Here is a 24132-nt window from a genome sequence, read left to right on the forward strand (position 1 = left end):
TATTTGTTTTATAAAGCTTTCTATTCTATAATCTTATTACTGTTTTGTATATAAATAGTTTTTAAGGGGAGTATTATGGATAAAAACCAGCCCATCCTGCCAGATACTGTGAGTGAGATCGAGTTTTTTTTACGGGAAATTAGCGTGATCATGAAGCGGAAAGGCCGCGATATTCTCGCAGATTTTCCGATCACCCCTCCACAGTTCTCTGCACTTATATGGCTATACAAGGATGGGGATATGACAATAGGTGAGCTAAGTCAAAAAATGTACATTGCTTGTAGTACAATGACAGATTTGATTGATCGTATGGAGAAAAATAAGTTAGTAACACGTATTCGAGATGAACGAGATCGAAGAGTGGTCCGGATTCAAATGTTGGATTACGGGAAAGGCATTATTCAAGAAGTTTTATCTGCAAGACGTGCCTATCTGGACCGTATACTTGAAAAATTTACCCAAGAACAAGCACAGCAGACAGAAGATGTTTTGCGGTTAATATATAAACAAATGCTAACTACTAATTAGTTTCTTTCCCCCTTTGTTCACCAAAGGGGTTGCTTTTTTGTACATTAGTAATATCCTCATGTATAGGTGGTAAACCGGAGGGAGCTAAAAACATACATGAATAACCACGCAATTGGTGTTTTTGATTCAGGAGTAGGCGGAATAACGGTTGTAAAAGAAATAATGAGACAGCTTCCACACGAGACAATTTATTATTTTGGAGATACCTTACGCTGTCCATACGGAGAACGCAGTAAGGATGAAGTAAAGCAGTTTACTTTAGAAGTTATTGATTTTTTATTAAAATTCCCCTTAAAAGCAATTGTTATCGCTTGTAATACTGCTACAGCCGCAGCTTTAAATGATGTTCGAAAGCATGTATCGATTCCCGTTTTAGGTGTTATTGAACCTGGTGCCAGAGCTGCGATAAAAAGCACTACCAATGGCGAAGTAGGGATTATTGGAACCGTTCGCACAATTGATAGCGGTGCATACGAGCGTACACTTAGACGTATTCATCCAGATATTACTACTCATTCGTTGGCATGTCCCACACTAGTGCCCTTAGTAGAGAGTGGATTACATCATTCATCGGAGGCAGATGAAATTGTTGCGAAAGCATTGACTCTGCTTCGCGGATTAAGGATGGATACTTTAATTTTAGGATGTACCCATTATCCACTGCTTGCTTCTTCGATTCAAAAAGTGATAGGAGATAAGGTGAAGTTGATCAGTTCTGCTGAGGAAACAGCGTCAGAACTGAGTACGATTTTGCAATATGGTAGCATGCTTGCTACAAGACATCAGAAACACCGCTTCTTTACCACTGGTGATACGAGCAAATTTGCAAGTTTAGCCGGGGCTTGGCTTGGTTTAGACATTGAACCAGAGCAAGTATCCCTGAGTTATGCTGCAAAAGCGGATTGAAAATAGTTGTGATGGGCCATGTTGTGTGAACAACATGGTTTTTTTATGGAAAAAAGTTGTCCTAATTTTCTCTGAAGGCTCGTATACATGAGGTAAATAAACAGTCCAATGGGAGGACAATTATGCGAAACAAAGCAAAAGCTATGGTATGTATGTTACTTTTTCCAGTCGCACTAACTGGTTGTTTTTTCGACCCAAATGTAAAAGCTTCCAAACCGATTGATCCACCACAAAGTGAAGCTCAAGTTGTCCATGCAAAAGCAGAACCAAAGAAAGAGACACAGGGTCATTTGACCGAATTGTATACCCTGAACCAAGATGGTTATGTCATGCCATATTCTGTGAAGTTATCGGGAAAATCCCTTGCAAAAAGATCTCTAGAGAGTTTAATAGAAGGTAGTCAAACAGCTACACTGCTTCCTAAGGGAACGAAGAGTGTTCTACCAAAAGGAACAAGAGTACTTAGTGTAAAGATTAAAAAAGGTGTAGCAACAGCAAACTTCTCAAAAGAATTTAAAAACTATAAGCAAGAAGATGAAACGAAAATTTTGAATGCTATCACTTGGACGCTTACTGGTTTTAGCAACATCAAATCTGTTAATTTGCAGATAGAAGGTAAAAAATTAGCATTGATGCCAAAAGGCAAAACAGTGGCTCAAGGTTTGACCCGTGCAGATGGAATAAACGTAGAAGTGGCTAATGGAGTAGATATAAGTGCAAGTATGCCAGTAACACTTTATTTTTTAAGCCAATCAGACGATGATTCGATCAGCTATGTTCCTGTTACTCGACTAGTTAATCGCTCTAGTAATATTGGAGAGACAGTTGTAAAGGAATTAGTAAAAGGGCCAATGGAAAACAGTCATTTAATAGGCCCACTAGATACAGCAACAACCATCAAAGGTGTAAAAATTGAAGGGAAACAGATTACAGCCAATTTTGGGAAAGATATTTTACAGTATAATGATCAAACAGCAGCTTCTAAAAGTGCTCTTGAATCCATTGTCCTATCTTTGACACAAAATATAAATGTGAGCAAAGTAAAAATTGTTGTCGATGGTAAAACGACAATCGGGGTAATAAATAATCAAGGAAATAATGTAGATTTACCCGTTTCCAGACCGAAACAAGTTAATCCGAGTGGATTATAGCATTGTGAGCGAGTAGTCAAAGAAAAGAGGTACAGACTAAGAAGTAGAGGTTTGCAAATAAAGCCTCTACTTTTTTTGATATCACTTCAAATGTATAATTGGTAGGTCAATTCTAATTTTTGAAGTTTGATATGGTATACTGAGTTATCTAGAAATTGGGGGGAAAGACCTTGCGAACGGACGGAAGAAACTATGATCAATTACGCAGAGTGGAGATTGTTCGAGATTATATAAAACCAGCTGAGGGCTCCGTCCTTATTTCAATAGGAGACACACGAGTTATTTGTACAGCAACCATTGAGGAAAAAGTTCCTCCTTTTCTTCGCAATTCTGGCAAGGGATGGATTACTGCTGAATATTCCATGTTGCCTAGAGCAACTGGGGTAAGAACGATCCGTGAATCAAGCAAGGGGAAGGTAACTGGTAGAACGATGGAAATCCAAAGGCTCATTGGTAGAGCTCTACGTTCCGTTGTTGATCTTAAGGCTTTAGGGGAAAGAACCATTTGGATTGATTGTGACGTAATACAAGCTGATGGCGGTACGAGAACTACATCTATTACTGGAGCTTTTGTTGCGATGGTAGATGCTTTGATTCCCCTCTATCAAAAACAGGTTTTTAAACGTTTCCCAGTAAAAGATTTTCTTGCTGCGACGAGCGTTGGAGTAGTAGGAGATAAAATTTGTTTGGATCTCTGTTATGAGGAAGATTCTACAGCTGTAGTAGATATGAACGTTATTATGACTGGAAAAGGTAGATATGTGGAGATCCAAGGTACAGGAGAAGAAAATCCATTTAGCCCAGAACAACTGCAAGAGATGCTTACGTTAGCCAAAAAGGGCACAGGTGAGCTGACAGTTATCCAAAAACAGCTTTTAGGCGATTATGCAGAATTTATTGGAGGAAAAAATGGATAAACAAAAATGGCCTTTTTTATCCATCATTATTGCTACTGCCAATAAACATAAACAAAAACAATTTGTGGATCTATTTGCGCCATTAGGATTAAAGGTGAAAGGATTAAATGATCTACAAGATGTTCCGGAGATCGTAGAAGATCAGCCTACTTTTGAAGGGAATGCCGCTAAGAAAGCAGAGATTATTTCCAAATGGCTGGATGGTCCAGTTATATCAGATGATTCAGGTGTTGTTGTTCCAGATCTAGGTGGAGAACCTGGTGTTTATTCCGCTAGATACGCAGGGGAAAATGCTACAGATGAAGCAAATAATCAAAAACTTTTAAGTGAACTCCAAAAAAGGGGTATAAATAGACCTCATGCTTTTTATGTATGTGTAATGGCAGTAGCTATACCCAATCACTCCACACAGTTATTTCGTGGGGAATGTCATGGAAACATCATTACAACTCCTCAAGGAGAAAATGGTTTTGGCTATGATCCTATTTTTTATTTACCAGAAGAGAAGAAAACGATGGCACAATTATTAAACGAACGGAAATATATGATAAGCCATCGAGCTAAAGCTACTGAAAAGCTGGTAGAATGGCTCCAAAAAACATACGTATTTTCGACTTAAGTCAGTGCGTGAGAAAGGTGTGGAATAGATGAAGGTACTTGTAACAAGTGATTCACATGGAAAAGCAACGTTGCTCGCACATATTGTGGATCGAGTTCAAGCAGATTACGTGATTCACTGTGGTGATTTTTGTACTGAGAAGAAACAATTGCCTTCCGTTCCTATGACGGTAGTGAGAGGGAACTGTGATTTTGAGGAAGTTGCCAATGAAGAAGCAGTGACTCTGGCAGGTTATCATTTCTTTGTCACACATGGTCATCGCCACCAAGTTAAATCTAGTCTTCTACCCCTTTCGTTACTTGCGCAGGAAAGAAGAGCAGACATCATATGTTTTGGTCACTCTCATTTTCCCTTATGTGAGCAGGAAGGAAACACATTATTTATCAACCCAGGCAGTATTACCAGCCCGCGGGGCTATACCGTGCCTACCTATGCGATTGTTAACTTGGATGATGATCGACATGTTCAAGTGAGTTATTTTCAACCAAATGGAAACAAAGTTCCAAATCTAGGCGGTTCGTTCGACTTATAGTGCGAACCGTCATTTTTTTGTTGACAAATAAGATAATATGCTTTAATATAGTCCATGTTATGTCTCCGTAGCTCAGCTGGATAGAGCAACAGCCTTCAATTAGGAGCCTCTATAAGGAAACAGAAACTTGTAGAGTGGATGACACTATATCGGTGAAACCTTAACAGATAATGCTGATGGCAATACCGAGGAAACTTACGATCTCTGTGATATAGTAAGAGATTAAGGAGTTTTGAAGGTTCAAGTAAAGTACTTGAGGGTAAAAGCTCCAAAGAATAATCAACTGTTAAATGTTAAATTTGCAGCTGATTATCGTGAGGTTCCGTAGAGACTACACGTGTCACACCTGAAATGGTGAAGATATAGTCCAGACCACAAACATGGATTGGTGACGAAAGTCATAGTGGTATGCTAAGCTGTGGGTCGGGGGTTCGAATCCCTCTGGGGACGCCAAATGGAAACCCAACACTTCAATGTGTTGGGTTTTTGCATGTACAATTATGTATGATCGATTCTGTATTTTCTATAATAGCGACTCAAGGTAATCAATGGCCAAACATAAGGATAACTGTGGTAATACACATAGAATTGACCTGCTAAACCACTGCCCACGGGATACTCCCAAGCATTTCCTTTCTCTTCCGCTAGTTTCAGTAAACAATCGACACCCGCACGGATTTCTTTTGTCGGCTTATCATGAAAAGCAATCAGAGCATCTAATGCCCAAGCTGTTTGAACAGGAGTGGAGAAAGGCAACTTCACATATTTCATCTGTTGATCACTGTAACAAGATTCACCCCACCCGCCATCCGAATGTTGTATAGATAAAAGCCATTTCAATCCTTTTTGGACAGTTAAATCTTCTTTTGGTGTTTGAATAGCGGCTAATCCCGTCAATGCAGCCCAAGTCCCATAAATATAGGCAACTCCCCACCTGCCAAACCATGAGCCATCTTTCTTCTGGTTTTTTTCCAGCCATTTACGTGCTGTATTGATTGTAATCGATTGATTTGCATATGTAGTATAATTCCCTAAAAGTTCCAACGTTCTGCCTGTGAGATCAGCCATAGAAGGATCTCCCCAGATCTTACTGCCTAGATCAGGTAAAAAGGATTGCCAAGCTTTTCCGGTGTCTTTTTCAAATGCAGGCCATCCACCATCCTTATTTTGCATAGTCAGAAGCCATGTGACACCGCGTTTCCAAGCTTTTTTGTTGGATTCATTTCGATAAGTGTATGTGAGAACACGTAGTGCAATGGTTGTATCATCTACATCTGGGTTTATCGTGTTACAATCAGAAAATCCCCAACCTCCCGGTTCTACTCCTCGATTATGTATAGCCCAATCCCCTAGGCGAGTATATTGCCTTGATAAAAGGTAGTTTCGGCCCTTTTTTATCGTCGAATGCTCAAGGTCAATTCCAGCTTCGATTAGTGCATGAAGGACCAATCCCGTATCCCAGACATTTGCATTTGCTTCTTGTATATGTGCTCCGAAGTTTAATGGATATACATAATGGTTTACTAATCCGTTATATGCCTTTTCGATAATAGGATGATTTTTTGGGTATCCGAGAGCAAGCAGAGCAAAGATAAGCAAAAAAGTAGTAGTCATATAGTTGTACAATGTACCATCGGGTTCAATTCGATCCAATAAAAATTTTTCTCCATACTCTGTTGCATAATGATGAATATTTTCTCTTAATATATCGCGGGGAAGGAATGGAGTAATCTTTTCTTCCAGTAGTTGGGAAAATCTTTTGTGTGATTTGGTTTGCGGCATCCATTCATTTACTTGATCATAGTTAGGTAAATGGATCATCCATTGTCGATCATGAATGATCATGATTGGTGCTAAATGAGTACGTGCATATCCGACAAAATCAAAAAAATGGACTGGTCCCCATTTAGGAAGCAGGAAAAATTCTATTGGTAATTTAGAAAGATGATTCCAAGGGTAATGACCAAAAATAGCTAAGATTGTTCGAGTTAAGGGATTTGCTTGATCAAAGTGGTCATTTTTTGATAAATATTTTCTCGCTTTTTCCAGTAGATAAGGATTATGAAATTTACTGCTATATAAAAGAGCCAAGCAAGCTTCAACAGTCGCAGAAGGGTTGCCTGCTTTTTCATCAGGAAAGGATGTCCATGTTCCATTTGGAGTTTGTAAGGCCAATATTCGATCGACTAATAATTGTTCCAATGTATCATCTTTTTTATCTAATACTTTCATGAGTAAGATCATGTATGCATCTGTCATAATGCCACTTTCAAAGCAAAAAGCCCATTTTCCATCGGCTTGTTGTTTTTGTATCAATTCATGCATCAAATGATTGATCATAAATTCAATCTGTTCCATAACATAATCCTTTCATTTTATATAAGAAGTATTCGTGATGAACAGGGTGAGATTCTTCCTAGAGAAAAAATTACCCCATAGCATAATGTGCTATTGGGGTAATGGTAATTATCTGCCAGATGTAATAGAGGATACTTGGTCATTCCAATTTGTTCCATTAGGCATATTATAATCCGTTAAATTTTGGAACCAATAATCCCCGCCATTATTGGCTAATGTTAAATAATAGCCTTGGTAGTGCCAATCTTGATAAAACGTTACATAAGAAGAAGGATATATATGTGTGGAGGAAATGCGATCATTCCAACTATTTCCCACATAGTAGTAACTGCTTCCAACCGAGAGGGTAATGTAAGATCCAAGTCCTCTGCTGTCAAAGGAGGCATTTTCATAAAAATAGTTAGTTCCAGCTGCGTTTTGCGGCTTAAGGTATTGTTTTTGAAAGGCTCTATATTTTTCAACTGTTGAAAAACCGAAAACATGGTGTCCATTTACAGCATTGCGGAATAGGATGATTGCTGCAATTTTTTTGTGTGATTGGGGTGAATATGTTTTTCCATCAACAGTGTCTACTTTCAAGGTTTTATTTGCATTTGAAACAGGATTAGCCATAGCTTGAGTAGTGATCATGCCAAAGCTTAGAGAAAGGATAAAAGCAAATACAATCATAGGAATTAATACAACCAAAAACTTTCTTGTCATTCAAATCCCCCTAGATAGTGAATGGTAATAACATTTCATTATATATAGGCAAATTCGCAATTATTCGCCTTTTTATATTTTTAATTAAGAAGTGGAATGAACATTACTTTGTTCTTTTGAATATATGTATAGTCAAACATCCAGTATAGGCTTGATTATTTGGCGGTTTTTAAGGAGACGTGGAAAAGGCGATGGTACATAATACAATTGGAATGGTCAATGTTCGCAATAGCAATTATTTGTCTTCTGTATTTCTCGGAGATTCAACTGCATCTGGATGGACCGTCAATCAAAAAGAAATGCCGGGAACTGCAATGCTCAGAGGAAATGGTAATTTGGTATCTGCAAACTTTAATCTTCAGACTGATATAGATGGAGTAGATACACCTTGGAGCATTCCTGTAGTAAGAAGGGGCTTTGGACTTGGATAAGAGGGAAACTGGTGATTCTAAACATTCGATTAGATGAACCAAATGACTTGTCAAAGAATACAGTAGCATAGACAAATATCTATGGGGAGTTGGATGAGATGCAGGAGAAAAATTTTGGGTCATTCAATTGGGATGAATTTATAAAATCATTCCAGCAATCAGCATCAAGTCCGAATACTACATTTGAAATGGATTTTTCTAAAGTTGAGGATTTTATTAGTAAATCAATGAATGATATGTTTAAAGCTAATACATCTATGGGGCAATTTAACAGTACATCTTCCAAACGGGAAGTTTTTGAGACACATGATTATATGATTGTAAAATTACCTATTCCTGAAAACATCAACCCCAGAGATGTTAGTGTATTTTTAGATACAAATATATTGATGATATCCGGACTTGGAAAGGACATGGAAAAGATCACCTTACCGATGAATGGAAGCTTTACAGGGTGTCAAGGATATGTCAAGAATGGGATCATGGAGATAAGAGTTCCTAAAAACGAAAAAAAGAACTTTCGAGAAATTATGATCAAATATCTTTGACCATGTTTCATTGGAGGATGATAGCTCGTGCCTGTTCTAAATAACGTAGGATTTGTAAATGTAACAAATGCAAATACACAATCATCCATTTTTTTAGGGAATACAACGGCTTCCGGTTGGAGTGCCAATCAGAAGAAAATGCCAGGAATTGCCTTGATAAATGGTAACTGCAACTTAGTGGCTGGCAATTCTACTGTACAGTTTGATAATGATGGATTAGACACTCCATGGAATAGCCCAGCAAGTAGACAGGGAGTTTTATTAGGCTAAAAAAAGGAAGTCTGATGAAAAGGAAGAAGATCATGTCGAAACAAAAATCGATGAACCAAATAACAGTAAACATACATGGAATTGCTGTAAATGTTATGGATAATACTTCGGGGATTTTTGTGGGAGAAACAACAGCATCGGGATGGTCTTCTAAATACAAATCAAGTACATTTTTTCGGATAGGTGGAAATTATAATTTCGTTTGCAAAAATAGTAATATAGGTTTTGATAATGATTTGATTGATACATATATCAGCTGAGTCCGCTTCGCTGTTTATTTACTAAATTTTCCACCCATTCAGGTATTGCCCCTGCTAAATTTGGTGAATCTAACGTATCGGGGTCATGTAGCATGGAGCGGGTTCCTTCAAACTTATTGTTGTCTCCACCAACTGTTCCAAATCCTTGGTTGTGTTTTTTATGGCTCTCAAAATGATTGGGTGTGTTGTTTCCCAAATTGATACAAGAAGCTCCCTCTACACTTCCTACACGAATATTTCCGATAATAAAGTTGTTCGTTATATTTGTCATTTGGTTGTCACCACTCATTTTTTCTGTCCATATTTAATCGGAAACCGGAAGCAGTTTTGGTGAATTTATGGAAATTTGCTTTTTTGTCTGGAGAAGTAGCGCTTTTTTTTGTTTTTATTGCACGATGGCTCTTATTGCTAACTTCTTTTACTCCGAAATTATTGCCTAAATTTAAAGATCCACTGATTTCCTCTACATCAAGTGAATCCATTCGAAAAACTAAATTCTCCAGTTTAGGATTATCAATCGTAAGATGTTCAATATGAATGGGTGGTGTTTGGTTATTTTTTAAACTGATCTCGAGTGTGCTTTCCAATCTTTTGAGTTGTTCCGTCAGTTTTTTTAGATCTTCCTGAACGTCTTTTTTACCTCTCCACCATGAGAATAACATTTCATTATTCCTTTTTTTTCGTATTTAAGAAGTCAAAGGTATCCGGATCTTCTAAAATAGTGATGGAATGTGATAATTGATTACCATCCCCTAATATAGTTCCAAATCCTTCGTTCCGTTTGGATTGATGTTTCCAATAGTGCATGGTATTTTCACCAGAGAAAACACCAGAAGAATTAGCTATTTCTCCCACTTCTAATTTTTGTAATGATATATTATTCAAATTAGCCCTCCTGTCGATGAGAACTTTTACCCGTTACTTTTATAATATATACCTATGAAATAAATGTCTGGCTTATTCCAAAGGTTCAATTGAATACTTCTTTGGATGGATACTTCCGCTTTGTTTCTGAGCCTGTTATAAGGAGAATTATTTAGAGATCTCTTTTCTCCCTTTTACCATGTAATCACGTATGGTAACATTCACATGATAATGAATAGGAGCTTTGCTAAAGCGTTTATCCCAATTTTTCTTCATGTGGTTCCATTCTTTTGGATAATGAATACGCAGTTGTTCGCCAAACCCAGCTGCATCAATTTGATATGTTTTTTGTAGTTTGGTCAGTGTTTGTTTTATTTGTCGTTTTATTTCTTCTGTGGCAGCGATTTCGGCTCGTTTGATAAATTTATTGGAAAAAGCATTACCTGCAAGAACCCAATCTTCATTCAATCGACCTATAGTATCAATGTTTACATCAAATGAAACATGACCACCTTTTACATGGGGAATAATTTTGCTTTTTACGGATGATATCTCATACAGGATAAGCCCATGTGTTTTTGGATCTTTTCCTTTTACAAATCCACCTTTAATTTTACCTGTAATCCAGTTTAAACCTTCAACCTCTTCTTCACTTAGAATTCCAATTAACTTTTTAGTGTCTCCTTTAATTAGTGCTCCACCATTAAATTTAATCTCTTTGTTTTGAGTGCGTACGCTTTGAACAGCAAAACTAGTATTTGCTTCTAAAAGGTTTTGTAATTTTCCATGGGTAACAGGTGGGAGTAATCTATTTGTTTTATACTGGTTATCACTGATGCCAATTAGCTCAAAAGAAGGAATATCAGCTGCTATTTTTAATGTGTCAGCTGCAGAACCTTGTGCTATCAGCATAATGCAACTATCTCTGACTTCATAAGTACGGGCATGGAAACTGAGTAATAGTTCTAAATTCATGTCCCTTAACAAACTTTCACTTATAACCGATACTTTTAAATGTGCTCCGACTCCTGCATTCTCTGTCTTTAATGCGAATTGACGTATAATTTCTAATCTGGAATCACCTGTACCAGATACATTTTGGTATTGTTTTTGCTGGTTATTTCCTTGGCCGGATTGCGAGCTGCCTGGTTGATGGGAGATTGTTTGTATTGTTAATTGAACACGTTTTTTCTGACGGTTTTTTTCATCAGAAGTCGTAGGAGGAGCTTTATCAAATGCCGATCCAACGATAAAATTGACTTGTTCAATGTCTTTACTATCCCAGCACCCGGTTGAAAATAGGAGAATGCAAAAAGCGAGAGCAATTTTACGTAATCGGTACATTTGCTTCACCTCCTTGAAGCTGTGCGAATGCGGTATCTGCTATTTTGAGATTTCTTTTCTTCCTTTTACCATATAGTCACGTATCGTAGTGTGAATATGATAAGTAATCGGAACATGGCTAAAACGTTTATCCCAATCTTTTTTCATGCGTTTCCATTCTTTTGGATAATGAATACGAAATTGCTCATTAAAACCAGCCACATCGATTTGATATTTTTGTAATTTGGTTAAAGTCTGGTGTATTTGTCTGCGTACTTCTTTTTCGGTAGCAATTTCTGCTCGTTTGATAAATTTATTGCTAAAAGCATTACCTGCTAACACCCAATCTTCATTTAAACGGCCGACAGATTCAATGTTTACATCAAAGGAAATATGGTCCCCATTTAAGTAGGGGGTAATTTTATTTTTAACTGATACTATTTCATACATAATCAGTCCACCCGTTTTTGGGTCTCTTCCCTTTATGATTCCTCCTTTTGCCTTACCCATCAACCAGTTAAGCCCTTCAATTTCTTCTTCGTTTAAAAATCCAACAAGCCGATTTGTCCCCCCTTTTATAAGAGCTGCTCTGTTAAAGTTGATTTTCCCTTTTTTAGTTTGAACGCCTTGAATAATAAAGTCTTTATGAGCTGCCATCTTGCTGACTGCTTTTCCGATTGTAAGTGGCGGCAGCAATTTAGCCGTTTTGTATTGATGCTGATCTATGTCAATAAGGGTGAAGGAGGGAATATCTGTATGGATATTTAATGTATCGGCTGCTGAACCTTCGGCGACCAGTAAAATGCAACTGTCTCTTATTTCGTAGGTTCGGGAATGTTGATCAAGGATTTCTCCGATATTCATGGTCTTCGCCAATGCTTCGCCGATCACGATAACTTTTAAATGTTGCCCATAAGAGGGATGTTCATTTTCTTGGGAAAAGGATTGTACGATTTCAATTATCGAATTTCCAACACCAGATATATTTATATATTTTTGTGGTTCTTGGTTTGCTTGATCTGATTCGGTAGTAGGTTGAGTATTAAAAATAGATTGGGTCGTCAATTTGATTGCATTTTTTGATTGTTGTTTTCCATTGGAAGTAGAAGAAGAGGCTTTATCAAGTGCCGTGCCGACGTGAATATTTAATTGCTCTATATCATGACTGTCCCAGCAACCAGTTAAAAATAAACAAAAACAGATAATGAGAATCAAATAACGAAATCGGTACATGCGTTTCTCTCCTTTCTATTTCCAGTTCATTGATCAATCCGATATTTCTTTTTTTCCTTTTATCATATAATCACGTATCGTAATGGAAACATGGGATTTGATCGGTGCTTGACTAAAACGTTTGTCCCAATCTTTCTCTAACTGCAGCCATTCTTTTGGAAATTGAATGCGCATTTGCTCATTAAAACCGGCCACATCAATTTGGTATTTTTTTTGCAGCTTGTTTAGAGATTGATGAACTAGGTGCTCTACTTCCTTTTTTATAGCCATTTCTGCTCGTTTTAAAAATTTATTGGCGAATGCATTTCCTGCATGAACATGTTCTTCATTTAAGCGGCCTTCCGATTCAATATTCACATCAAAGGAGATATGTTCTCCATCTAGATGAGGAATAATTTTACTTTTAACGGATGATATTTCATAAGAAATAAGCCCATGTGTTTTTGGATCTCTTCCTGTTATGATTCCGCCTTTTATCTCACCAGTGATAAAATTTAATCCTGCAACCTCATCTTCATTGAGGAATCCTATTAATCTATTGGTATTTCCTTTGATAATGGCCCCGCCATTAAATTTGACTTTTCGTTTTTTCGTGCTGGTACTTTGGATGATAAAATTAGCATGATCAGCCATATTGCTCATTACTTTTCCAAGTCTTATTGCGGGTAACATTTTTACTGATCGATATCGGTTCTTTTCGATACCAACTAAAGTGAAAGCCGGGACATCTGTAGCTAGTTTTAATGTTTGAGCAGCGGAACCTTTAGCGATCAAAATAATACAACTGTCTCTCACTTCAAAAGTACGGTCAAATAGGGCAAGTAAGATTTGTAAGTTTTTTTCTTTCACAAGTTTCTCCCCAATGACAAGTATTTTTAAATGTGCCCCATAAGGAGGGACATCTTTCTTCAATGAAATTTCACGAAAAATTTCCAGTATGGAATCCCCTGAGCCTGTTACGTTTTCATATTTTTGTTGCTGTCCGCCTTTGTCCGATTGTGGGCTGGATTTTGGAGAAATATTTTGCAGCGTCATTTTGATTATATTTTTTTTGCGGTATCCTTGATCTAGAGACGATATAGGAGCATTTGTTTTGTCAAGTGCGGCGCCAACCTCCATTGCTAATTCTTCAATATCTTTACTATCCCAACATCCTGAGATGATAAAGAGAGAACAGCAAACAAGAAATATTTTAAGAAGCTGGAACATGTTTTTTCCCTCTTAACATCGCAATAATGATCATGATACTAGGAACAACAATGATGAAAGCGATACCTACATACCCAAGAAAATCACCAAGATGAAAAAAATCATTGATGTTTTTGGGAGAAAGTGAGATCACATACATAAATGGCGCTAAACCGAAGATGAATGGTTTTATCTCTTTTTTAAATATTTGAGAGAATCCAAGAGCAGATACATATAAACAGGTTACAAAGGTGGTGAAAATTTGTAAAATCCAAATGGCTAGCATAAAAGTTTCAAATCGTTCAAAAATGATTCCGGTATATTCGAACTGGCGAAATAAACTTAGGACAGGCCATGTTTTGGTTTGAACTCCTGCAACACCTAACGATCCTAAGGTAAAAATGGTAGTCATAATATAAAAGAACAATGGAGTAGCAATTCCAAGGGTAATTGCTTTGATACCTTTTTGTGGTTCTTTCATAAAAGAAAAGACAACCAGCATCGTCTCTGGCCCTGTCAAGGCTAAAGCTGTAGGCTGCATACCTTTGATTACTGGCAAAATTCCTTGACCCAAAACAGGTCGGATATTATTTGGTTCAAATGTCTTTAAACTTAATAGAATAACGATGATAAAAATGAGAATAGAAGGGGTAAACAATACTTCAAATAAACGAACAAGAGGATTAATACCCCCTACGGTTAAATAAACGCCTAAACAAATAAAAGGTATGATCGTTGCCATGAATGGGGTACGGGGTAATAAATACAAATGTGTTACTTCTGCCATTCCCCGGATTTCGAATGAACCTAGTAAGATAAAATAAGTTATTAAGCTAAAACTCAGTAAAATGCCGAACCACTTCCCAATGATTTTTGGATTGTACTGATAAAATGATTCTTGAGGGAACCGCTGGCAAAGTTTTACTAATACAATAGCGAATAGATTAATAACCAGCCCGGAAAGGAGGACAGAAATCCAGCCGTCAGGAGTTTGTGTTGTCGCGGTAACTACCCTTGGTAAGGTGAGGATTCCTAGAGCTGTCATATGAGTGGATACATAGATAGCCATTTGGGTAGTGGTTATTCGATCTTTTTGCTTCATCATGGATATTACCCCCCATCTATTCAACTATTCCCTTTTTGGCGTTTGTCATCTAAGGTGCGCATCATTTGAGGCCGTTTTTTCATTATTAGTAATGGGAACCGGAATATAAAATCTTTCCAATCACGCAAACGGTAAGGAGCAGCAGGAGAGATATAAGGGACTCCAAAGCTCTTTAATTTGCACATATGAATGGCGAGTAAAAGGAAGAAGAGAATAACCCCATAAAGTCCCCAAATTCCAGCGCAAATCATCGCCCCAAAACGCAGCATCCGAAGAGCAATACCAGCACTATATTGAGGGATGGCGAAAGAGGAGATGGCAGTTATCGCAACGATGATGACCATAATAGGACTGACAATGCCCGCTTTCACTGCTGCTTCACCAACTACTAATCCACCTACTAGCCCTACTGTCTGACCAACAGGTCGCGGCAACCGTAATCCTGCTTCTCTTAATACTTCAATAGCTGTTTCCATGAGTAATGCTTCAATAAGGGATGGGAAAGGCACACCTTCACGTGTGGCAGCAATGGAGATTGCTAGTTTTGTAGGAATAAGTCCTTGGTGAAACGAAATAAAGGAAACATAAATAGATGGGACAAATACCGTAATAAAAGCAGCGAAATAACGAAGAAGACGGATAAGGGAACCAGGAATCCAGCGTTCATAATAATCTTCTGGAGATTGTAGCATCATGGAAAACGTAACCGGAGCAATCAATGCAAATGGAGTTCCATCCAATAGTATGGCTACTCTGCCTTCTGTTAGTGCTGCGATAACCCGGTCTGGACGCTCTGTACTTTGAACTTGCGGAAACAGGGAAAAATGATCATCTTGAATAAATTGCTCGATATACCCAGATTCTAAAGCGAGGTCGAGGTCGAATTTTTCTAATCTCTTTTTTACGATCATGAGTAAATCAGGATTGGTGATTCCTTCCATATAAACAAGCAGCAATTTTTTTTTCGATCGTACTCCCATTTCATATTCCAGCATGGTGAGAGCAGGGTCTGGCAGCCCTCGTCGCAGCAGTGCTCGATTGTCTGCTAAGCTCTCGTTGAATCCCTCCCTAGGTCCCCTTACTAAGGACTCGGTAATGGGTTCTTCAATGGAACGTGTTTTATAAGAAGTAGTTCCCAATATAAAAATGGTATTGATATTGTCTATTAATAAAGCGGTGGAGCCAGTAAGAATCGAAGTGATGACATTATCAAAACTTTTTTCTTCTTTTACATCACTTACAGAGATAACATTGTTGTTTACCCAATCTTTTAAATGATCGTGATCAGAAAGCTGTTCTTCTGAGTAAATGGAAGATAAGTCATAGATCATGGATTTTAAAATTTGATCTTGAATCAAGTCTTTATCTACTAAACCATCTACATAAACAATAGCTGCTTTTAATTTTGTTGTGCCAAGTTGAAAGGAACGAAAGATTACATCTGTATTATGGCCAATGTTTTGTTTTATTTGTTCTATATTTGTATGGATATCATCAGTTACGTGTTGAGATTTCGCTTGCTGTGGTTTTTCTTCGGTTTTGTTGGTGTTTTCGCCTTTATTTGTAGAATTTTTTTGCGAGCCTTTCATCGTAATCCCCCTTTCGTTTCAATAACGAAAATATTTATTCTGAAGTAGAGTCATTCAAGCTAGCATTCAACAAATCATATATCTTTTGTATTCCTACTGGGATGATAAAAGTAACCAATGCACCAACCCAAATGTTCCACTTGAGTAGATTTGAAAAAAAACTTTCGAACATGTTTTTTGCACCTTTTTCTTTGCTGGAAGATATATAGAATAATATTTTTTATCTTGCGCTATGAATGAACGCTTTATGTAAAAAGGATAAAAAATTTTGAGAAGACTAGGGAAACCAAAAGTAAAAGGTTAATTTGTCTGAGTAGACCGCTATTCTTAAAGGAGGAGGGAAATCGTAATTTGTCAAAGGAAAGTTAAGCACCGATATAACATAACCTGTAGTGAATACAAATGGAGTTAGTGATGCTGGCTACGGAGATTTTGTTGCTTTTTTATCGGTGAAAACAAAATAATAGGGGGCAGAAAATTGTTCCATCTTCTCACTTACCTATATTTGTTGTAAAATAAACGTTATCTGGCCATATACATACTGCTAAAAAATACCCATTGGGGTTAATTTATTGCGCAAAACCTACAACGTGTTTATAATGGAATGGTTGTAAGTGCTGATACGGCAAGATTTTATGGACTTGTAGGAGGTTCTTTTGATGACAGCTAGTTTTGTAAAGAATGATAATAACCAAGTGGTTTTAACGGTAGAAGCACCAGAAGAAAAGGTGTCGCAAGCTCTAGACCAAGCATTTAAGAAAGTTGTAAAAAAAGTAAATGTGCCAGGATTTCGTAAAGGGAAAATCCCACGCCAAATATTTGAAAAACGATTTGGTGTAGAGTCTTTGTATCAAGATGCATTGGATATTCTTTTGCCTGAGGCATACGAAAATGCGATCAAAGAAACGGGAATTGAACCAGTTGATCGTCCAGAAGTAGATGTGGAACAATTGGAAAAAGGAAAATCCCTGATCTTTACAGCGACTGTTACAGTTAAACCAGAAGTAAAATTAGGGGAATACAAAGGAATTGAAATCGAAGAGAAAGATTTCTCTGTGACGGAAGAAGCAGTGAACGAAGAACTGCAAAAAATGCAAAAGCAACAAGCAACATTAGAGCCTGTTGAATCCGGAGAAGTAGAAAATGGCGATACTGTTGTCATCGATTTCGAAGGATTTGTTGATGGAGTTGCATTTGAAGGCGGCAAAGGCGAGAACTATTCTTTAGAAATCGGTTCTAATACTTTTATTCCTGGCTTTGAAGAGCAGCTCATCGGTCTGGGACTCGGAGAAGAAAAAGACGTAGATGTAACTTTCCCAGAAGATTATCGTGCAACAGACCTTGCTGGTAAACCTGCTACGTTCCGAGTGAAATTGCATGAAATTAAGCGTTTAAATCTTCCTGAGCTAGATGATGAGTTCGCTCAAGATGTTAGCGAAAAAGAAACATTGGCAGAACTAAAACAAGATTTGGAGCATAAACTAGAAGAACGACTCCAAAAAGAAGAAGAAGAATACATTCGCAATCAAGTGGTGGAAGTTGCCTCAAACAATGCAGAGGTAGATATTCCAGAAGCGATGATTAATCATGAAGTAGACCATATGTATGGTCACTTTGTACAAAATCTAGGTTACCAAGGTCTTAACATCGAATTGTATACTCAGCTTACTGGTCAATCTGAAAGTGATATTAAGGCTCAAATGAAAGAAGATGCGAGCAAAAAAGTACGTGCTGATCTCGTAATTGAAGCTATTTCTCATGCAGAGAACGTAGAAGTATCCGAAGAAGAAGTAGAGGAAGAAATCGTCCAAACAGCAAAAGAAATGAATCGTGATGTAGAAGAGGTAAAAGATATTATCAATAAGCAAGGTAATATTGAATCATTACGTGAATCTCTAAAGCGTAAGAAAACAATCGATCTACTTGTATTGAACCGTAAAAATACGGCATAATGGAATAAGGAGATTGTTCATTTCAAGGCACGTTCTCGCGTGCCTTGTTCTGTAGCATTGTCGCATTTCTTAAAAATGAGGTGTTAACCTGTGCCCTTGGTCCCAATGGTAGTGGAGCAATCCAACCGTGGCGAACGAGCTTACGACATTTATTCCCGTTTGCTTAAAGATAGGATTATTTTTATCGGTAGTCCGATTGATGACAACATAGCAAACCTAATAGTTGCGCAACTCCTGTTTTTAGCAGCAGAAGATCCAGAAAAAGATATCCACATGTACATAAACTCTCCAGGTGGAAGCGTAACAGCAGGGATGGCTATTTTTGATACGATGCAGTTTATTGCACCGGCAGTATCCACGATGTGTATTGGTCTTGCAGCAAGTATGGGAGCATTTTTGCTTGCAGCCGGCGAGAAAGGAAAACGATTTGCATTGCCAAACAGTGAAGTTATGATTCATCAACCACTTGGTGGTGCAAGAGGACAGGCATCAGATATTAAAATTCATGCAGATTGGATTCTTCGTACGAAAGACCAATTAAATCGTATTCTTTCAGAGCGCACAGGACAACCATTAGAACAGATCGCCAAAGATACAGATCGAGACAATTTTATGAGTGCAGAAGAAGCAAAAAAATATGGACTAGTAGATGACGTACTAGTACGTATCTAACATCGAAAGGGGTGAACCGATCTTGTTCAAGTTTAATGAAGAAAAAGGTCAATTAAAGTGCTCTTTTTGTGGAAAGTCCCAAGATCAAGTACGAAAATTAGTTGCTGGACCTGGTGTCTACATTTGTGATGAATGTATCGAGCTTTGTAATGAGATTGTGGAAGAGGAGCTGGGTAGTGAAGAAGAATTAGATCTTAAAAATTTACCTAAACCTCAAGAAATCAGAGATATTCTGGATCAGTATGTCATTGGTCAAGATTTAGCGAAAAAGTCACTCTCTGTAGCTGTATACAACCATTACAAGCGAGTAAACTCTACATCAAAAACAGATGATGTGGAGCTGTCAAAAAGTAATATTTTATTACTTGGACCAACAGGTAGCGGAAAGACCTTGCTAGCGCAGACTATGGCTCGTATTTTAAATGTTCCATTTGCCATAGCAGATGCTACTTCTCTTACTGAAGCAGGGTATGTAGGGGAAGACGTAGAGAATATTTTGCTTAAACTTATCCAAGCTGCTGATTTTGATGTAGAAAAAGCAGAACGTGGAATCATTTACATCGATGAAATCGATAAAGTTGCTCGTAAATCGGAAAATCCTTCTATTACTCGTGATGTTTCTGGTGAAGGGGTACAACAGGCACTTCTGAAAATTTTAGAAGGAACAGTTGCTAGTGTTCCACCTCAAGGTGGTCGTAAGCATCCACACCAAGAATTTATCCAAATAGACACCAGTAATATTTTGTTTATCTGTGGTGGTGCTTTTGATGGATTGGAAACACTGATCAAACGCCGCATTGGTAAAAAAGTTATTGGTTTTGGATCAGATATGCAAAATGCGAGCCTAAAACCTGGAGAATACCTAAAAATGGTTCTTCCAGAAGATCTTTTAAAGTTCGGGTTAATCCCAGAGTTTGTAGGTCGTCTGCCAGTTGTTTCTACTTTGGAACCATTGGATGAACATGCGCTCATTCAAATATTGACAGAACCGAAAAATGCTTTGGTCAAGCAGTATAGTAAATTGTTAGAGATGGACAGCGTGGAACTCCATTTTGAAGAGGAAGCATTAGAAGCTATTGCTGCTGAGGCGATTAAACGGAAAACAGGTGCTCGTGGATTGCGTGCGATTATCGAATCCATTATGCTTGATGTCATGTTTGATTTGCCATCGCGTGACGACGTGACCAAGTGCTCCATCACAAAAGAGTCTGTTGTAAACAAAGAAGCACCAAAATTAACTACCCGAGAAGGTAGAGTTGTCAATAAAAAGAAAGAAGAGTCCGCTTAAATTGTTTCTAAGTGATCCTATTTAAGGATCGCTTTTTTTTAATTCTTATGGTCAGATTTTTTTGACATTTTTTCCGTAGGGGATTAAAATAAATCACTAAAAGAGGAGTTCATGATGAATACTGACAGATTGCTGAAATACGGATAGAAATTGATAATCTGGATGAGCAAATCGTAAAACTGCTAGCAAAAAGAAGCGGTTTTGTAGAGGAAGCTGCTAAATACAAAAAAATTTAGCAGATGTATCCGCTCTTGCTAGAGTGGAAGAGGTGATTGAAAAGGTAACGAAACTTGCTGAATTGCATGGATTAACGCCTACCATTACAGAACAAGTATACCTCACTATGATTGGATGCTTTATCCATGTAGAAGCAAAAGTGTATGAATCAATCGTTACTAACCAAAATATAAAAAGATCTAAAAATGGTTAAATCATGAAAATTAATTCAGATTTTAGCGGATATTGGTCGATATTGGTAATAATGGAAATATACTCGGAAAACTCATTTTAAACAGAAAGAGAAAGAATATTCTTCTATTTGTAGTTGGATTTGTAGGTTGTGAATAGGATGCTGTTCATTTTTTGTGTCCAATTTGTGTATGATGTGCTAAAATGAAATAGCTATTTACAGACAAGTACAAATAGCAGTTCTACCTAATAATCGGGTGAACTGTTTTTTAATGGTATTAAGGGATAGAAGCAACTGCATCAGAGAAAGGCGTGAAATCGTTGTTAAAATTAGTGGTGGTCGACCGAAACAGTTATATGAATTTCGTAGAAAATCACCCATTGCGTAACTTTTTACAGTATCCTTCATGGTCTGATTTAAAATCAGAGTGGAAGTGGTCAAGCGAGTTCTTAGGTTGGATGAACAAGGAAGGGAAAATGGTTGGTGGAACAAACGTACTATATCGCAAAGTACCTGGATTGAATAAATTTTTAGCGTACATACCACGTGGTCCCTTGATTGACTGGTTTTCAACTGAATATAGTTTGAAAGATTGGTTTCACATCTTGTTTCGTCATTTGAAACAACGAAATGTTTTTAGTGTAAAAATTGATCCGCCTCTAGTAAGAAAAAAATGGTCCAGTGATAGTATTACCAATGGAATGCTTCAATTTCAAACGCATGGTTTAAAAAATAAAAAGATAACCGATTTACCTCCCAATCAGGTTTTTCGTGAAGTTGAATTTATTCAACAAGAACTAAGTGAGATGGGTTGGCGCCAGAAGATCGCTCAAGATAGTTTTGATACAGTACAACCTAACTTTGTCTATCGTTTGGATTTAGCAAACAAAGGACTAGATCAAATATTTGCATCCTTTCACCCCATTTGGCAAAAGAAAATTAACCAAGCAGAATGGGAAGGCGTGGAGGTTAGTGTGGGGAGTTTGCAGGATATTCACGAATTTCATGCTCTTCTGGCACAAGAAGCAAAACATGATCAAAAAGAATCCCGGGATATTGCTTATTTCCAAAAAATGGTCGAAAAATTATCCAAAGAAGATCCGGGGCGAATTCGCATTTATTATGCCCGTCAAAACGACCAGTTACTAAGTGCATCTTTGGCAGTCCGTGTAAGTGGACAAGTATGGGACCTGTATAGTGCTCAGCTTAGAAAGACAGATCATGCTGCGAGCTATTTGCTCCGTTGGAAAATGATTCAAGATGCACATTCCAAGGGTGATCATACTTTTGACTTTCGAGGAGTCAGTATCTGGCTTGATGAAAAACACCACCAATTTGAACTGCTTAAGTTCAGAGTTGGTTTTAATGGTGATGTCTGTGAATTAATTGGAGAATGGGACTATCCCGTCATTCCAATGTTGCACTGGGCGTTTGATATGTACATGAAAAAACGGTAGTCCATAACAAAGATCATTTATTTTAAGGAAATATTCTTTCCCTTTTCGGTGATACTAAAGGAAGAGAAGGACTTTAGGGGAAAGGATGTCCTATATGAATTGGACTACCATTGTAATGGTGTTACAAGTATTCTTTTCAATTGTAATTGGGTTATATTTCTTCAATCTCTTAAAAACACAGCAATCAAGTAAAAATGCAGTTGATAAAGAATCCAAAAAAGAAGTTGAAAAATGGACGAAAATGCGGAGTATCTCGCTTACGGAACCACTCGCAGAGAAGACTAGGCCTGTAGGTTTAACCGACATTGTTGGACAAGAAGAAGGACTTCGAGCATTAAAAGCAGCACTTTGCGGTCCTAATCCACAACATGTTATTATTTATGGACCACCTGGGGTCGGAAAAACTGCTGCAGCTCGTGTGATTTTAGAAGAAGCGAAGAAAAATGACCATTCGCCTTTTAACGAGAGCTCAAAATTCGTGGAACTAGATGCAACCACGGCCAGATTTGATGAACGTGGGATAGCAGATCCGCTGATTGGTTCTGTGCATGATCCTATTTATCAAGGTGCAGGAGCAATGGGAATGGCTGGAATCCCGCAACCAAAGCCGGGTGCTGTTACAAAAGCACATGGTGGTATTTTATTTATCGATGAAATTGGCGAACTGCACTCCATTCAAATGAATAAGCTTTTAAAAGTATTAGAGGATCGTAAGGTGTTTTTAGAAAGCGCATATTATAGCCGTGAAGATAAGAACACTCCTCATCACATTCATGATATCTTTCAAAATGGTCTACCAGCTGATTTTCGTCTTATTGGCGCTACTACACGAACACCAGATGAGATCCCAGCTGCAATTCGTTCGAGATGCATGGAAATATATTTTCGTCCATTATTAGCTAGTGAGATTCGAAAAGTAGCAGAGCAGGCATTAGAACGTATCTCGTTCGCTTATGACCCTGATGCGATACGTGTATTAGAGAGATACGCTAGCAGTGGACGGGATGCTGTGAATATGGTGCAAACTGCTGTAGGATTAGCGATGACAGATGGACGTAAACGCATCGAAACATCAGATTTAGAATGGGTGGTGCATGTTAGTCAATTGAGTCCACGACCAGATTTAAAAATGCCAGCCAAAGCTCACATTGGACTTGCTACTGGGCTAGGTGTGTTTGGTCATCATACTGGTATGATTTTGGAAGTGGAAGTGACAGCTACCAGAGCTAAAAGTGGATCTGGATCTCTCCAAATAACCGGGGTAGTAGATGAAGAAGAGCTCGGAGGTAACAGAAGAACATTACGGCGAAAAAGTATGGCTCGCGGCTCCATTGAAAATGTGCTTACAGTACTCAGAAAAACGGATATTAACCCAGAAGCATACCATCTGCATGTTAATTTTCCTGGCGGTATACCACTTGATGGTCCTTCGGCAGGCATTACAATTGCTACTGCTATTTACTCTGCTGTAAAAGGAATTCCGATTGATAATGATTTAGCGATGACGGGCGAACTGAGTATTCATGGAAATGTGAAACCAGTAGGCGGTGTTATTGCGAAGGTAGATGCTGCAAGGCAAGCAGGAGCAAAGCGTGTTTTTATCCCAATTGATAATATGCAATCGCTTTTTGAAGAGCTGGATGATATCAAAGTAATTCCTGTCAAAACTTTGGAACAAGTGATTGGCCTTGCTTTTTCATCCCCGCAAAAAGAACTCAAAGATATTACGAATTTAGGGAATGCTTGGGCAACAGATGGTATTATTCCTTCTATGGAATCTACCTTTGATTGGACAAACAAAAACGAATAAGATAAAATTCTTCAAGATAA

28 protein-coding genes are annotated in these 24132 nt (G+C 37.9%); 17 read left to right on the top strand and 11 right to left on the bottom strand.

The features are described 5' to 3' along the window. Positions 1-75 precede the first annotated feature (75 nt). From MK805_RS06585 to MK805_RS06610, 6 genes are all read left to right on the top strand, one after another. Positions 76-528: a MarR family winged helix-turn-helix transcriptional regulator gene (locus MK805_RS06585; protein ID WP_240874794.1), complete on the top strand. Its 453-nt coding sequence runs from the start codon at positions 76-78 to the stop codon at positions 526-528. 96 nt (positions 529-624) lie between these two features. Then, the gene (racE, locus tag MK805_RS06590) at positions 625-1434 is read left to right on the top strand and encodes a glutamate racemase (protein ID WP_240874795.1); all 810 of its coding nucleotides are present in this window, start codon (positions 625-627) and stop codon (positions 1432-1434) included. Between the two features lie 122 nt (positions 1435-1556). Beyond that, positions 1557-2585, top strand: coding sequence for a GerMN domain-containing protein (locus tag MK805_RS06595; RefSeq protein WP_240874796.1), 1029 nt, complete (start codon positions 1557-1559; stop codon positions 2583-2585). A 170-nt stretch (positions 2586-2755) separates the two neighbouring features. After that, positions 2756-3502 carry a ribonuclease PH gene (rph, locus tag MK805_RS06600; RefSeq protein ID WP_240874797.1) on the top strand — a complete coding sequence of 249 codons (747 nt, stop codon included), beginning with the start codon at positions 2756-2758 and terminating at the stop codon, positions 3500-3502. Continuing rightward, on the top strand, positions 3495-4121 hold the full coding sequence (locus MK805_RS06605; RefSeq protein WP_240874798.1) for an XTP/dITP diphosphatase: 627 nt from the start codon (positions 3495-3497) through the stop codon (positions 4119-4121). The genes rph and MK805_RS06605 overlap by 8 nt, the downstream gene beginning before the upstream one ends. A gap of 28 nt (positions 4122-4149) precedes the next feature. Continuing rightward, positions 4150-4653: a metallophosphoesterase gene (locus MK805_RS06610; RefSeq protein WP_240874799.1), complete on the top strand. Its 504-nt coding sequence runs from the start codon at positions 4150-4152 to the stop codon at positions 4651-4653. A 498-nt stretch (positions 4654-5151) separates the two neighbouring features. On the opposite strand, the gene MK805_RS06615 is transcribed toward MK805_RS06610, so the two are convergent. Next, positions 5152-7011, bottom strand: a complete 1860-nt coding sequence (locus MK805_RS06615; RefSeq protein WP_240874800.1) for a prenyltransferase/squalene oxidase repeat-containing protein — start codon at positions 7009-7011, stop codon at positions 5152-5154. A gap of 108 nt (positions 7012-7119) precedes the next feature. Next, on the bottom strand, positions 7120-7713 hold the full coding sequence (locus MK805_RS06620) for a hypothetical protein (RefSeq protein ID WP_240874801.1): 594 nt from the start codon (positions 7711-7713) through the stop codon (positions 7120-7122). Positions 7714-7904: 191 nt separating this feature from the next. Between MK805_RS06620 and MK805_RS06625 the strand changes: the two genes are divergently transcribed. From MK805_RS06625 to MK805_RS06640, 4 genes are all read left to right on the top strand, one after another. Beyond that, positions 7905-8144, top strand: coding sequence for a hypothetical protein (locus MK805_RS06625; RefSeq protein ID WP_240874802.1), 240 nt, complete (start codon positions 7905-7907; stop codon positions 8142-8144). A 98-nt stretch (positions 8145-8242) separates the two neighbouring features. Further along, the gene (locus MK805_RS06630) at positions 8243-8692 is read left to right on the top strand and encodes an Hsp20/alpha crystallin family protein (RefSeq protein ID WP_240874803.1); all 450 of its coding nucleotides are present in this window, start codon (positions 8243-8245) and stop codon (positions 8690-8692) included. A gap of 27 nt (positions 8693-8719) precedes the next feature. Further along, entirely contained in the window at positions 8720-8962 is a 243-nt protein-coding gene (locus MK805_RS06635; protein ID WP_240874804.1) for a hypothetical protein, read from the top strand. Positions 8963-8994: 32 nt separating this feature from the next. Beyond that, the gene (locus tag MK805_RS06640; RefSeq protein WP_240874805.1) at positions 8995-9222 is read left to right on the top strand and encodes a hypothetical protein; all 228 of its coding nucleotides are present in this window, start codon (positions 8995-8997) and stop codon (positions 9220-9222) included. Here MK805_RS06640 and MK805_RS06645 read toward each other — a convergent pair. The 9 genes from MK805_RS06645 to MK805_RS06685 form a co-directional block, all read right to left on the bottom strand. Then, complete coding sequence (locus tag MK805_RS06645; RefSeq protein ID WP_240874806.1) at positions 9215-9493, bottom strand: hypothetical protein; 279 nt, start codon at positions 9491-9493, stop codon at positions 9215-9217. The genes MK805_RS06640 and MK805_RS06645 overlap by 8 nt on opposite strands. Before the next feature lie 7 nt (positions 9494-9500). Next, on the bottom strand, positions 9501-9884 hold the full coding sequence (locus MK805_RS06650; protein ID WP_240874807.1) for a hypothetical protein: 384 nt from the start codon (positions 9882-9884) through the stop codon (positions 9501-9503). 4 nt (positions 9885-9888) lie between these two features. Beyond that, positions 9889-10107 carry a hypothetical protein gene (locus MK805_RS06655; protein WP_240874808.1) on the bottom strand — a complete coding sequence of 73 codons (219 nt, stop codon included), beginning with the start codon at positions 10105-10107 and terminating at the stop codon, positions 9889-9891. Between the two features lie 147 nt (positions 10108-10254). Then, positions 10255-11430, bottom strand: coding sequence for a Ger(x)C family spore germination protein (locus MK805_RS06660; RefSeq protein WP_240874809.1), 1176 nt, complete (start codon positions 11428-11430; stop codon positions 10255-10257). 39 nt (positions 11431-11469) lie between these two features. Then, positions 11470-12642, bottom strand: coding sequence for a Ger(x)C family spore germination protein (locus MK805_RS06665; RefSeq protein ID WP_240874810.1), 1173 nt, complete (start codon positions 12640-12642; stop codon positions 11470-11472). 33 nt (positions 12643-12675) lie between these two features. Next, positions 12676-13851: a Ger(x)C family spore germination protein gene (locus MK805_RS06670; protein ID WP_240874811.1), complete on the bottom strand. Its 1176-nt coding sequence runs from the start codon at positions 13849-13851 to the stop codon at positions 12676-12678. Further along, positions 13835-14935, bottom strand: a complete 1101-nt coding sequence (locus tag MK805_RS06675) for a GerAB/ArcD/ProY family transporter (protein WP_240874812.1) — start codon at positions 14933-14935, stop codon at positions 13835-13837. The genes MK805_RS06670 and MK805_RS06675 overlap by 17 nt, the downstream gene beginning before the upstream one ends. A gap of 20 nt (positions 14936-14955) precedes the next feature. Continuing rightward, positions 14956-16524: a spore germination protein gene (locus MK805_RS06680; RefSeq protein WP_240874813.1), complete on the bottom strand. Its 1569-nt coding sequence runs from the start codon at positions 16522-16524 to the stop codon at positions 14956-14958. Between the two features lie 34 nt (positions 16525-16558). Then, the gene (locus MK805_RS06685; RefSeq protein WP_240874814.1) at positions 16559-16696 is read right to left on the bottom strand and encodes a hypothetical protein; all 138 of its coding nucleotides are present in this window, start codon (positions 16694-16696) and stop codon (positions 16559-16561) included. 487 nt (positions 16697-17183) lie between these two features. Between MK805_RS06685 and tig the strand changes: the two genes are divergently transcribed. From tig to lonB, 7 genes are all read left to right on the top strand, one after another. Next, on the top strand, positions 17184-18476 hold the full coding sequence (gene tig, locus MK805_RS06690) for a trigger factor (protein ID WP_240874815.1): 1293 nt from the start codon (positions 17184-17186) through the stop codon (positions 18474-18476). 90 nt (positions 18477-18566) lie between these two features. After that, on the top strand, positions 18567-19148 hold the full coding sequence (gene clpP, locus MK805_RS06695; protein ID WP_338057484.1) for an ATP-dependent Clp endopeptidase proteolytic subunit ClpP: 582 nt from the start codon (positions 18567-18569) through the stop codon (positions 19146-19148). Positions 19149-19170: 22 nt separating this feature from the next. Continuing rightward, positions 19171-20436 (top strand): ATP-dependent protease ATP-binding subunit ClpX, encoded by a 1266-nt coding sequence (gene clpX, locus MK805_RS06700; RefSeq protein ID WP_240874816.1) that lies wholly within the window; start codon positions 19171-19173, stop codon positions 20434-20436. 149 nt (positions 20437-20585) lie between these two features. Continuing rightward, complete coding sequence (locus MK805_RS18125) at positions 20586-20672, top strand: chorismate mutase (RefSeq protein WP_420833057.1); 87 nt, start codon at positions 20586-20588, stop codon at positions 20670-20672. 32 nt (positions 20673-20704) lie between these two features. After that, complete coding sequence (locus tag MK805_RS06710) at positions 20705-20866, top strand: hypothetical protein (protein WP_240874817.1); 162 nt, start codon at positions 20705-20707, stop codon at positions 20864-20866. Between the two features lie 290 nt (positions 20867-21156). Further along, positions 21157-22302, top strand: coding sequence for a lipid II:glycine glycyltransferase FemX (locus MK805_RS06715; RefSeq protein WP_240874818.1), 1146 nt, complete (start codon positions 21157-21159; stop codon positions 22300-22302). Positions 22303-22396: 94 nt separating this feature from the next. Further along, entirely contained in the window at positions 22397-24112 is a 1716-nt protein-coding gene (lonB, locus tag MK805_RS06720) for an ATP-dependent protease LonB (RefSeq protein WP_240874819.1), read from the top strand. The last annotated feature ends 20 nt before the right edge of the window (positions 24113-24132 follow it).

Source organism: Shimazuella soli (assembly GCF_022511585.1).
GTDB classification, from domain to species: domain Bacteria; phylum Bacillota; class Bacilli; order Thermoactinomycetales; family Thermoactinomycetaceae; genus Shimazuella; species Shimazuella soli.